Source organism: Alteromonas lipotrueae, from assembly GCF_019249255.1.
Classification (GTDB): domain Bacteria; phylum Pseudomonadota; class Gammaproteobacteria; order Enterobacterales; family Alteromonadaceae; genus Alteromonas; species Alteromonas lipotrueae.
On the sequence record NZ_JAESDJ010000015.1, the window covers coordinates 95,371 to 108,175 of the forward strand.

Sequence of the window (12,805 nt, forward strand, 5' to 3'; positions counted from 1 at the left end):
TTTTCGCATGCAACACATCATAAAATGATATACATTAAAAAGTATGAAATTTGAGCTATTTCGCCCAAGGTGTTACATGAAAGTTGGCACCACGACATGAAGCAAAAAAGTGTTGTGATAATAGCTAGACGCGCCGTATAGAGATAAACTGAAGCGATAAAAAGTGATGGGTTCACCGCGTGTTTACGGAGTATTTCCATACCTCGGCCTTGAACCAGAACCCAGGTACAGAACTAATTTACGAATAACGGGAGAGACTGATGCGTCCACATGATTTAAATTTATTGATGATATTTGATGCCATCATGACAGAAGGCGCGATTACCCGTGCTGCTGATAGGTTGTCGATGACCCAGCCAGCAGTTTCAAACGCCCTTTCTCGCATGCGTACCGCATGGAAAGACGAGTTATTCGTAAAGGATGGTCGTGGTATTCAACCCACCTCTTTTGCCACAAACCTGTGGAGCCAAATTCAAGGCCCATTAGGACAGCTTGAAGTTGCCGTAAGTCCTGCGGAATTTGACCCTGCAACGGCGAAACGTACCTTTCGTATATCGGCCACCGACAGCATTGTTGCTATGGTGTGGGGGCCGCTACGTAAGGTAATTGAAAATGAAGCGCCAGGTATTAATATTCATGCGATCCCCAGTTACGATTTAGGCACTGATAAGGTATTGAAAGACGCTGAGGCCGAACTAACCTTTTCTAAATACCATCAACCTGATGCGGTGATACGTTCCGAGCACGTGTTAGATCCTAGTTGGGTAGTGGTGATGCGTCCCGATCACCCGCTAGCGAAAGCACAGCTCACGCTAGAAGACTTTATTGCTGCAGATCACCTGTTAGTGTCGGTAACGGGTGATGTCACCGGCCCTACCGATCAGGTATTGGCTAACATGGGGTTAAAACGCCGAATTGCCATGTCGGTCAATCAGTTCTACAACGCTACGCCGCTGCTAAAAGAAAGCAACTTAATATGTGTTGCACCGTCACTGGTTGTCGAGAAGGAAATCTTCTCTGGTGAGCTCGCGGTGTTTGAAACCCCTGTTGAAATTAAAGGCCTGCCAATGTCTGTTATGTGGCACAAACGCCAAGACTTAGATGCAGGCTTACAGTGGTTGCGTAAGTTAGTGGTGAAGTTCATTCGTGAGCGTGTAGAACGCCATGAAATGCTGCTATCTCAATGCTGCCGTAAAGCCTATTGCGCCGAAACCGTAAAGCGCATCTTGACACAACGTAATAGAGAAAATAACGATATGACGTCAACTGGTGTTCCGCAAACGGAGGTGTTGGAAGCTGATTGTGCGGTAAACGATGAAATCAGCAAGGTAAAAGCATAGGTTCAGCTGCTGATTTCAACGTTATTATTAGTGCAGTATAGGGTTTCTACCAATTATACATAGTGCCATCTTCAAGTCGGTTCACAGGTAAGTAAGCCGGCTTGTAGGGATACTTGGCCGCGAGCGACTCATCAATATCTACACCATGTCCGGGCTTTTCACCCACCTTCATAAACCCCTTTTCGAAACGATAGTCATGGGGGAATACAGCGTCGGTTTCTTCGGTATGACGCATGTATTCTTGAATACCAAAATTAGGAACCCAGGTATCAAAATGTACCGCAGCTCCCATGGTAATTGGACTTAAGTCGGTAGCACCATGGAATCCAGTGCGAATATGGTAAAGCTCGGCTAAATGCGCAATTCTGCGCAAGTGTGAAATTCCGCCAGCGTGTACAATTGTAGTGCGAATGTAATCGATTAATTGTTCACTAATAAGCTGTTGGCAGTCATGAATTGAGGAGAATACCTCCCCAACGGCAATTGGGGTAGTGGTATGTTGTCGGAATAACCTAAACCCTTCTTGCAGTTCAGCGGGAACGGCGTCTTCTAGCCAAAACAACTTGTAAGGTTCTAGAGACTTACCTAATTGAGCCGCCTCTAGCGGTGTGCAACGGTGATGGGCATCGTGTAACAAATGGTGATCGTATCCATAAGTATCACGCAATGTCTCAAATAATTTAGGGACGCTGTTTAGGTACTTACTGGTAGACCAAATATTTTCCGACGGTAAATTAGCGTCAGCGGGTTCATAAAACAGTTTATCTTTGGAAACACCATACGTGCTACTAAGGCCAGGAACACCTGTTTGCGCACGAATGGCTTTATAACCCATATCAATATACCTGCCCACTTCCTCGACGGTTTCTTCAATGGTGTTGCCATTTGCATGGCCATAGACCATTACCCCATCACGGCTGCGGCCGCCGAGTAATTGATACAATGGCATATTAGCCGCTTTCGCTTTAATGTCCCATAGTGCGACGTCAATTGCCGCGATGGCTGTCATTCCAACAGGCCCTCTGCGCCAGTACGCTCCTCTATAGAAGTACTGCCAAATATCCTCTATACGGCTAGCATCTTTACCTAACAAACAAGGTATTAAATGATCTTCAAGGTAACTAACAACCGCGAGTTCACGACCATTTAACGTAGCATCACCAATTCCATAAATCCCTTCATCGGTAACAATTTTTAACGTCACAAAGTTACGACTGGGGCAAGTAACAATCACTTTTGCTTCAATTATTTTCATACGAGTACCTTTAAGCATTAACGTGCACCAATCTAGGGGAGAGTAACTTGAAGTTACTAAGGTAAACCTTTAAATTGGTCTGGACTATTAACTCTAGAGTATAATCGGCTTGACCAATTTACAAGATCAATTTTCATCCGTTGACAATACAGGTGCTAAACGTCTGTATTTGCAAATTGCGGACAAACTCGCTCAACTTATTAGTGATGGAACAATAAAACCTGGCGAACGCTTGCCAGCAGAGCGTGAATTAGCCAGCCGCTATGATGTGAGCAGACAAACCGTACGCGAGGCATTAATTGCACTAGAAGTGTCAGGCATTGTTGCAATACGCCCTAGTTCTGGCATTTACGTATTAAAGAAATCAACCCTAAGCCCCGCCCTAATTACCGAAGATGCCCCTGGCCCTTTAGAAATTATGGAAGCGAGACGGCTACTCGAAGGGCAAGCGTGCGAAATGGCGGCTTCACGTATCAGCAACGAAGAACTACGTAAGCTTCAAGCTTATATCGAACAAATGTCGGTGTTAGTTGGTAAGCAAGATTTAACCGGGGCAGAACAGTTTGATGGTAGGTTTCACCGGTTAATTGCGCACGCAACACGAAACAGTGCTATTTACACTATGGTTGATTGGCTGTGGACCTTGCGAGATTCATCTGAAATTAGTCGTCTCTTTGCTGAAAAAATGCGAAGACATGGCGCCAACCCCAACATTGAAGCCCATCAGGCTATATACGAAAATTTATGTAGGCGCGACGGAGATGGAGCAAGGCAAGCAATGGAAAGCCATCTCAAACACGTAGAAGACATGTTTATAATTATGATTGGAGACGCTTAGTTTGGACAGTCCAATTTGACATTGGTCTGCAATGTTGATATTTCTGTGCGTCCAGATTTCGATAACGCAGAGCATTGTCATGAAAAAAGATTTTAAATGTATGGTGGCTTTATTGGCCGTTACATTGTCGTTATGTTGGCAAACACCGTCTTTCGCCAACCAGCAACCCGTCGATTTGGTTTATCCTTTTGCCGATACGGCAAACAGTCGCTGGTTTTTCTTTGACTCTGCATCGTTACCTTTTGGTATGGTTAACTTAAACCCTGATACAGAAACGGGCGGCGCATGGGGAAGCGGTTATCGCTACAATTCCAGCGAAGTAAAAGGTTTTAGCCATGTTCACGCGTGGCAGCTTGCAGGCTTGTCAGTTATGCCCGTATCAACCAAGCTCCCCATTACACAATTAAAATCGGACTACTATTCTGCGTTTAATCACAATGATGAAATTGTAAAACCTGGGTTTCATCAGCTACAGTTATCCCGCTATAACATCGATGTAAAATTAACGGCCACAACACGGGTGGGATTTCACAGTTATCAATTCGCTAACAGCGAAAACCAGCAGGTTTTGTTTAATTTAGGTGGGCAACTGGGCCCTAGTCATCTTGGCCATGCTGAAGCGCATAAGGTTTCACAGACGTCTATTAATGGCTATATAACGAATTTACCCACTTACCGTCGATCCCGTCCAACCAAAGTCTTTTTTCACGTTGAATTCAGCCGTCCTATTGAGGATATGGATAGTTGGCGCGGCGAGCACCATTTTGAAAAAGTAGATTTTATTAATGGCATAGACGCAGGCCTACTGGTCAATATATCACCGTCAAAACAACCGCTGCTAATGAAAGTAGGGATATCCTACGTGTCAGAAGAAAATGCAAAATCGAACATTGATATTGAACTCCCACACTGGGAATTCGATAAAGTGAAAGAAGACGCTTTTGCAATTTGGAATCAACAGCTGAGTAAAATTTCGGTGTCTGGTGGAACCCGCCAGCAGCAGCGCAGATTCTACACTGATCTTTGGCACGCATTACAGGGGCGACGCATCATTTCTGATGCCAATGGTCAGTATATGGATCAAACTTCTAGTACCCCCAGAGTGAAACAGATACCGCTTTTAGACAGTGGAGAGCCCTTGTTTAATCACTACAATTCAGACTCTTTCTGGGGAGCTCAATGGACAATATCAACGTTGTGGCCACTTGCCTATCCAAAAATTGCTTCAGAAATGACAAATAGCTTACTCAACTATTACAAAGACGGCGGTATGATTGCACGTGGTCCATCAGGCGGAAATTACACCTATGTGATGACAGGCGCGTCTTCCACCCCTTTTATCGTGTCAAATTATATGAAAGGCATTCAAGACTTTGATGTTGAACTTGCCTATGAAGGACTCAAGAAGAACCACAGCACTGCTGGCATGATGGCAAAAGCGGGTTACGAGCATTACACCAATACTGGCGGCGGCATGCGCTTTTATGAGAATGATGGCTATGTTCCATTCCCACTTCCTACAGGCGAAAGTATGTATGGTAATCACAAACGTGGCCCAGGAATGACGCTGGAATACGCTTTTCAGGATCATGCTCTAGCACAATTAGCCGGTGCACTAGGCTATAACGACGACTATGAAATGTACGCTAAGCGCTCAAAAAATTACCGTCACGTATTCGATGCAAGTAGCGGTTATATGAGACCAAGAAATCCAGATGGTTCGTGGCAAACCCCTTTCGATCCATTTCAATATGAAAATGGATTCGTTGAATCTAACCCAGCACAAGGTACGTGGAATGTGGCGCATGACATTGATGGCCTCGCGTCCTTAATGGGCGGAAAAACAACGCTGATTGAAAGGCTCGACAACGCCTTTAACGAGGCTGAAAAGCAAGGATTTACTGCAGGTAACGCACATGCAGATGAAGCGAAAGACGAGTATAGAAGAATTCCTATTAACTATGGTAATCAACCAAGTATGCAAACCGCATTCATTTTTAGCGCTGCTGGCGCACCTTGGAAGACCCAATATTGGTCGCGAAAAGTCGTCAATAAAGTCTACTCTGATTTGTCACCACAGCGTGGTTACAGTGGTGACGAAGACCAAGGACTAATGGGTAGTTTGGCCGTACTGATGAAAATTGGACTTTTCCAGCTTACCGGGGGGGTAGAAAAGGATCCTATTTATTATATTGGTAGCCCTCTTTTTGACACTATTACCATTACGTTGGATGACCACTATTACACCGGAAAAACCTTTACTATTCGAACACGTAACAACAGTGCAGACAATGTATATGTCAGCGCCATAACACTGAACGGCAAGCCATTGACTCGCACCTATCTGCTCCATAGTGAAATAGTTAACGGTGGAACACTTGTTCTAGATATGTCTGACCGACCCAATAAGCAGCTTCACTAAATGTCGAAATCTTGCCTGTTATTCGATAATGACGGTACGTTGGTAGACAGTGAGTATCTTTGTAATTTAGGTATTGCCCACGCGTTTCTTGAACTCGACGTAACACTAGATGCAGATGACTTGGTAAAACACTATCGCGGTATGAAACTGTCTGAAATAATGGCATCTATTTCACGGCAGTATTCTGTAGAATTGCCTGACGATTTTATCTCGTCTTATCGTAAGCGTGTTGCGTCTTTGTTCGATAAGCACTTAACACCTATTGAAGGTGTCGTTTACGCACTTGACCACCTCCCTCATCGAAAAGCCGTAGTATCTAATGGCCCACGGCAGAAAATTGAGCATGCCCTAAATGTTTGCCAACTTCGCGGTTACTTTAACGACAACATTTTTAGTGCCTACGACATAGGCTACTACAAACCCAATCCTCAGATATACCTTGATGTGGCCGCTATGATGAAGGTATCGCCTAATCAATGTGTGGTTATTGAAGACAGTAAAGTGGGCGCAGAGGCGGGTAGCCGCGCTGGGATTACTACCCTGTTTTATAATCGCTACAATGAAACGCTTTCATTACCCCACGTGACCAGCTTTAACGACATGAAACAATTGCCTAAAATGATTGCTAACGTAAGTTAGTATTCACTTACTATCATTCACACTGTTAAGCAAAAAAACCAGTCAGGAGAAACTGACTGGCTTTTAATAAATGATAAATGCCCGGGTTTTACTTCATAGTAGGCATCGTAAAGTGATTGATGTTTTGCTGACCTTTGGGCCAACGTGCCGTCACCGTTTTCATTTTAGTGTAAAAACGAACGCCATCTGGCCCGTGCATATTTAGTGGGCCAAAAATAGATCTTTTCCAACCACCAAAGCTATGGAACGCCATTGGCACTGGTATAGGTACATTAACGCCTACCATACCCACCTGCACTTTGTGACAGTAAGCGTGGGCTGCTTCTCCATTTGCAGTGAAAATAGAGGTGCCATTACCATATTCATGACGGTTAACCAGTGCTAGCGCTTCTTCAAAACTACTCACTCGAACAACGCTGAGTACTGGCCCAAATATTTCTTCATTATAAATACGCATTTTAGGGGTCACGTTATCAAACAGTGTCGGCCCCACAAAATAGCCTTTTTCACATCCAGACACGCGATAGTTTCGGCCATCAGCAACTAGTGTGGCCCCTTCTTCCACACCATCTGAGATATACTCTTGCACCTTAGCGGCGTGTTCCCGGCTGATTAGCGGCCCCATATGAGGTTCGTCACCTTCACCTAAACCTGGGCCTACTCGCATTTGCGCTATTTCTTGCTGCAATTGTGCAATTAATGCATCTGCGGCTTCGTCACCCACACACACAGCAACTGAAATTGCCATACAGCGCTCGCCGGCTGAACCATACGCCGCGCCCATCAGTGCACCGCTAACCAAGTCAAGATCGGCATCGGGCATTACAACCAAGTGATTTTTTGCGCCACCTAATGCTTGTACTCGCTTACCGTGCTGATTTCCCACATTGTAAACATATTCAGCAATGGGGGTTGAGCCGACAAAGCTAATAGCATCAACATCTTCATCTGTAATTAGTACGTCGACCGATGTTTTGTCACCGTTGACGACATTGAATACGCCATCGGGTAAACCGGCCTCGGTAAGTAATTCGGCAATTCTTAATATAGTACTGGGGTCTTTTTCTGACGGCTTCATGACAAACGTATTTCCGCAGGCAATCGCTACAGGAAACATCCAAAGTGGTACCATCGCAGGAAAATTAAAAGGGGAAATGCCGGCACAAACACCTACAGGCTGCATTAGACTAAAACTGTCTACGCCTCGCCCCACATTCATCGACTGCTCACCTTTGAGTAAATGTGGAATGCCGCAGGCAAATTCCACCACCTCGATACCCCGCGTTAACTCACCTTGAGCATCAGAGAACACTTTGCCGTGCTCTTTGGTAATTAAGGTAGCAAGTTCATCTTTGTGCGTTTCTAACAACGCCTTAAACTTGAACATAACTCGGGCTCTGTTTAGCGGAGTTACTTCACTCCATGTCACAAACGCCTGCTTAGCGGCAGTAATGGCCGCTTGGGTTTCTTCAACTGTAGATAGGCTTACTTTTCTGATTACCTCACCTGTGGCCGGATCGTAAACTGAATTATCGCGATCACTTGTGCTGTCGACCCGCTCACCATTTATATAATTACCTAACGTTTGCATATCTCTACCTTTTAAACCTAGATCCTGAAGAATTAGTACGGTTGTTTAACTTGCTGCTGTGTATAGTTTTCATGCGCATCAGCAACAGCTTTTCTTTTAGACGTTTGGGGTATTGCGACATCCCACCAACTGCCATTGTCGGTGCTGATATGTGGGTCTGTATTAATCGCGATTAACGTGCTGGTGGTATTACTCTTAGCTTTGGTTAACGCTGCTTCTAATTCACCTAATGAGTGAACATGTTCGGCATTCGCGCCCATTGAACGAGCATGTTGAGCGAAATCAATTTGCATCAACTCAGGCGCACCTTCACAGTCGTCCAATAAATTGTTGAACGGTGCATTACCCGTTCCTTGCTGCAATCGGTGGATACAACCAAAACCTCGGTTGTCTAACAAAATGACGATAATCTTTTGCTTAAGCATCACAGATGTTGCTAATTCGGCATTAAGCATCATGTATGAGCCATCACCAACCACCACTATGACGTCATTGTTTGGCTTGGCTAATTTAACGCCTAAACCGCCCGCTATTTCATACCCCATGCAAGAAAAACCATACTCTACGTGATAACTACCGGGTCCTTCTGCTCGCCATAGTTTGTGAAGTTCGCCGGGTAATCCACCTGCTGCACACACAATCGTATCGCCAGCATTTGAACCGCGCTTTACCGCCCCTAATACTTGCGCATCGGATGGTAAACCTTGGGTGTCTGAAGTCACATCTTCATAATGCTGCTGCCACTTTATATTGAGTACTTGGGCTTTTTCCAACCATGTTGTTGGCGCCGACCATTGCGCTAGCGCGCTATGCAGCTGTGTTAACGTTTGCGTCGCATCACCTACCAAAGACACCGCATCGTGTTTATTGGCATCGAAAGCGCCTATGTTTAATTGAAGTAAGACTGTATTGTCGCGGTTCCAAAGGGTTCGAGATGACGTGGTGAAATCTTGTAGCCGAGTGCCTATCGCAATAATTAAATCTGCTTCAGCGGCAATTTTATTTGCAGCTTCACTTCCTGTCACACCTACCCCACCCAATGCACAAGGATGTTGCCAAGATAGGCAGCCTTTACCCGCTTGGGTTTCTGCAACCGGAATCTGATGAGTTTCAGCAAATTCTGATAGGGCTGCTGCTGCGCCAGAATACAGCACTCCACCACCGGCAATAATTAACGGCTTTTGCGATTTCTTTATCGCAGACACGGCTTGTTCAACTTCAAAAAGCTCAGCCAAAGGCTGACGAATTCTATGCACTCTTTTAGTGAACAATGAGACTGGGTAATCGAATGCCTCTGCCTGAACATCTTGCGGAAATGCCAAAGTAACGGGCCCACAATTCACCGGGTCGAGCAGTGTTTGCATGGCCACCGGTAAACTATTAATAAGCTGTTCGGGTCGATTAATACGATCGAAATAGCGACTTACCGGTTTAAAACAATCATTCACTGAAATATTCGGGTCACTGAAGTGCTCAATTTGTTGTAAAACAGGATCAGGTTTACGGTTCGCAAAGTTGTCGCCCGGCACAAATAACACCGGTAAACGATTTGCGTGAGCAAGCCCAGCGGCGGTCACCATATTGGTTGCGCCGGGCCCAATTGATGACGTACACATCATCATTCTTCGACGGTTATTAGCTTTTGCATACGCAATTGCGGCATGCGCCATGCCTTGTTCGTTATGCGCTCGGTATGTTGGAAAAGTCGCTTTGTTGTCGTGTAGTGCTTCACCTAGGCCAGCCACGTTCCCATGACCAAAAATAGCAAAGGCTCCGGCAAATATAGGGAACTCTTCGTGATCAATTACAATGTACTGCTGTGTAAGAAATGCCAACATTGCTTGCGCAGCAGTGTATCTAATGGTCTTCATCTAAATGTCCTTACGCGTGTTCCATGCTGAGACTAAAGTAAGATAGTTTTCAGCTACCACCTTCATCAGCACCTCGTCATCGATTTTTCCCGCCAACCAGTCTTTGCTGGGTGCGGAAAATATAGAGCGGCCTACTGCAAAGCCTTTACATAGCGGATATTTAGCACTATTAGAAAACCCTTCTATAAGTGCATCAATTGGCGCATCTAAACCTAAAAGAATAATGCCTCTACAATGTGGCGAACGCTTATTCACCAGGTCACTAATGCGCTTCCATGCGGCAGGCGAAGGGGGAGGCAGCTTCCACCAATCGGGCCTTACATTGAGGTCGTAAATCATTTCCATTGCCCTTACGACAGACGTATCGTCAGCGGGAATATCACTAGGCGGAATTATTTCTAGTAGCAGTTCATGACCACTTTGACAACACGCGGCATAAAGCTCTTCAATCTGCTTAGATTGTGCTTCCCACATGGCAGCGTCGTCATCTGGATGCATAAACACTAAACATTTAACGATATGCTCCTGAGGCCAACTGACCAAGCGAGAGCCTATAGAACGCCCGCCTTCTAGCTCGATAGGACGGGAACCCGGCACTTCCACTGGACGCCCCACCCACCAGCGTTTTCCGGTAACAGCGTTCAATGCATCTTGACCGAAGGTATCGTCTATCAAAACCCCAACTTGATTATTACCTTGTACGCCAGTCTGCTCTAACGCCTGTAAAATAAGCGCTTTTAGGGTTTTTATTTTTGACAAATCGGCACCCGCTTCATTTGCCATTTCGACAAATTGTTTACGATGGTCGAATGCTAAAATACATAAGTCTTGCCACTGCGAAGTTTGACGCGTGGTAACCCTATGTAAATAGTTAAGCTCTGGATGAATATCGGGGCGCTCAATGGAATGTTGATTGGCAATGTAATAGTCAAGCTCGTCAGCCGAAGGAATGGCGGGGGCACAACCATGGCGAGATACCACAAGTGCGCCAGCGGCGTTGCCGTAGGCACATGCTTTTTTAAACCCTTCTTCACGCAACCATCCTCTCAAGAAACCAGACATGAAAGCGTCGCCCGCACCAAGCACATTAAGGACATCAACCCTCACCCCTGGTGCAAAAAAAGCATCATCAATGTGGGGGGGAATGGCGTCATCGAAAATAGAACATCCTTTCTCGCCGCGCTTTAGCACGATGGTGGCGTCAGTAAGTTGCCTCACGTTTTGAAGTGCTGCTAATGTATCTGTCACACCACCAGCAATATGTATTTCTTCTTCCGTACCAACAATTAAATCGCACAGTGGAATAATAGACTGTAAATGCTCAGAAACGCTGCTATTGGAGACAAATCGATTGTCGCCTTCACCTGGGCGGGTTAACCCCCAAAGTACCGGTCGGTAGTCAACATCCAAAATAACTTTAGTATTGTTTTTTCGTGCATATTCAATTGCTTTACGAGCAACAGCATCAACATGGGGAGTTGAAAAATGTGTTCCGGTAATCAATAAAGCCTTTGCTGATGCAATATACTGCTCATCAAAATCACTGATATCTACTGCCATATCGGCGCAATCAGCACGATAAAATAGTAACGGAAATTCTTCCTTACTTTTTATTGATAAAATGGCCAACGCTGTGAGACGCTGTTTATCGGTAACAACGTGGCTTGTGTCTACGCCAACTCGGTCTAATTCTTCACGAATGAATTGCCCAAACTGCTCATCGCCTACACGGGTAAGCATAGAAGATTTCAATCCTAAGCGGGCTGCACCAAAGCAAATATTGCACGAAGAACCACCCAGAGATTTTGCAAACGTAGAGATATCTTGAAGGCGGTTACCGATTTGCTGTCCGTACAGATCCACAGACGCTCTACCTAGGCAGATCAGATCTAATGTTTTAGCATCTTGCATTGATACAGGTACTCTCAATTGATTGGATAATTAACTTTCTAAAAACAAAATAGAACAAATATTCCAATTTATCAACACTGGAATATTTATTCCTTACATGCTAAATTTAGAACACCTAGTATGAAATTATGATGACACCATCAAACCAATGGCAGAAGATCAGTTAACGTTAGAACACCGAATCGAACAGGAATTTGCTTCGTTGAGCAATCGGCTTCAGCAAGTTGCTCGGTTTATCTTAGATAATCCTAATAGTATTGCCTTTGGGACTGCGGCCAGTATCGCAGAAGCTGCGGGGGTACATGGTTCTACGCTAGTACGATTCGCCCATGCGTTCGATTTCGAAGGTTTTAGCGACATGCAGCAGGTCTTCAAACATAAGCTCATTTCTTCCACTCCTACCTATGAATCTCGAGTGCAATCGGTATTAGATGCGCCAGAAACCCATGATGACCAGTGTGGGCTGAGTTGGCTTAAAAAAATTACAGCGGCAAACGAGGCTGCACAAAAAAGTGCGTTAGATAAGATTGACCCTGAAGCCTTAAACTTAGCCATAGTAGAACTACAAAAGGCAAGTATTATTCATGTACAAGGGGTAAGACGTGCGTTCCCCATTGCGAGTTACTTCAGCTATGTACTTGGAAATTTAGGTTATCGAGCACACCTTCTCGACAGTGTGGGGCAAATGGACAGAGCCCAATGTGGATTAATGACAAAAGACGACGCGTTATTTGCTATTAGTTTCGCACCTTATGCCCCTGAAACAATCGAAACGGTCACTCAAGCCAAATCAAAAGGCGTAAAAATAATTGCCTTAACCGATAGTGTATTGAGCCCTATGGTAGAACTTGCTGATGTATGCATAAAAGTTAAAGAAGCGGAGATCCACTCATTTCGTTCGCTTAATAGCAGCTTTAATATTATTCAAGCATTAATGC

Annotated in this window: 9 protein-coding genes; 5 read left to right on the forward strand and 4 right to left on the reverse strand. The window is 44.9% G+C overall.

All coding sequences use genetic code 11. From position 1 onward, the window contains the following. Window positions 1-260: 260 nt before the first annotated feature. A complete protein-coding gene (locus tag KYS23_RS17235) occupies window positions 261-1,340 on the forward strand; it encodes a LysR family transcriptional regulator (RefSeq protein ID WP_232370671.1) in 1,080 nt (359 codons plus the stop codon). 46 nt (window positions 1,341-1,386) lie between these two features. Here the strand turns inward: KYS23_RS17235 and manD are convergent, their stop codons facing one another. Beyond that, window positions 1,387-2,595: a D-mannonate dehydratase ManD gene (gene manD / locus KYS23_RS17240; protein WP_218419564.1), complete on the reverse strand. Its 1,209-nt coding sequence runs from the start codon at window positions 2,593-2,595 to the stop codon at window positions 1,387-1,389. 109 nt (window positions 2,596-2,704) lie between these two features. On the opposite strand from manD, the gene KYS23_RS17245 reads away from it, so the two are divergent. The 3 genes from KYS23_RS17245 to KYS23_RS17255 all read left to right on the forward strand — a co-directional run bounded on the left by KYS23_RS17245 (window position 2,705) and on the right by KYS23_RS17255 (window position 6,494). Beyond that, window positions 2,705-3,433, forward strand: coding sequence for a FadR/GntR family transcriptional regulator (locus tag KYS23_RS17245; RefSeq protein ID WP_218397394.1), 729 nt, complete (start codon window positions 2,705-2,707; stop codon window positions 3,431-3,433). A 79-nt stretch (window positions 3,434-3,512) separates the two neighbouring features. Continuing rightward, the gene (locus tag KYS23_RS17250) at window positions 3,513-5,855 is read left to right on the forward strand and encodes a GH92 family glycosyl hydrolase (protein WP_159532692.1); all 2,343 of its coding nucleotides are present in this window, start codon (window positions 3,513-3,515) and stop codon (window positions 5,853-5,855) included. Then, entirely contained in the window at window positions 5,856-6,494 is a 639-nt protein-coding gene (locus tag KYS23_RS17255) for an HAD-IA family hydrolase (protein ID WP_218397390.1), read from the forward strand. It abuts the gene before it with no gap. 88 nt (window positions 6,495-6,582) lie between these two features. Here KYS23_RS17255 and KYS23_RS17260 read toward each other — a convergent pair whose 3' ends face one another. The 3 genes from KYS23_RS17260 to KYS23_RS17270 are packed head-to-tail and all read right to left on the reverse strand — an operon-like array spanning window position 6,583 to window position 11,867. Next, complete coding sequence (locus KYS23_RS17260; RefSeq protein WP_159532696.1) at window positions 6,583-8,085, reverse strand: CoA-acylating methylmalonate-semialdehyde dehydrogenase; 1,503 nt, start codon at window positions 8,083-8,085, stop codon at window positions 6,583-6,585. 32 nt (window positions 8,086-8,117) lie between these two features. Then, a complete protein-coding gene (gene iolD / locus KYS23_RS17265) occupies window positions 8,118-9,956 on the reverse strand; it encodes a 3D-(3,5/4)-trihydroxycyclohexane-1,2-dione acylhydrolase (decyclizing) (RefSeq protein WP_159532698.1) in 1,839 nt (612 codons plus the stop codon). Then, window positions 9,957-11,867: a bifunctional 5-dehydro-2-deoxygluconokinase/5-dehydro-2-deoxyphosphogluconate aldolase gene (locus tag KYS23_RS17270; protein ID WP_159532700.1), complete on the reverse strand. Its 1,911-nt coding sequence runs from the start codon at window positions 11,865-11,867 to the stop codon at window positions 9,957-9,959. A 148-nt stretch (window positions 11,868-12,015) separates the two neighbouring features. Between KYS23_RS17270 and KYS23_RS17275 the strand changes: the two genes are divergently transcribed. Further along, window positions 12,016-12,805, forward strand: a 790-nt coding sequence (locus KYS23_RS17275) for a MurR/RpiR family transcriptional regulator (RefSeq protein ID WP_218419566.1), incomplete at its 3' end; no start/stop codon positions are given.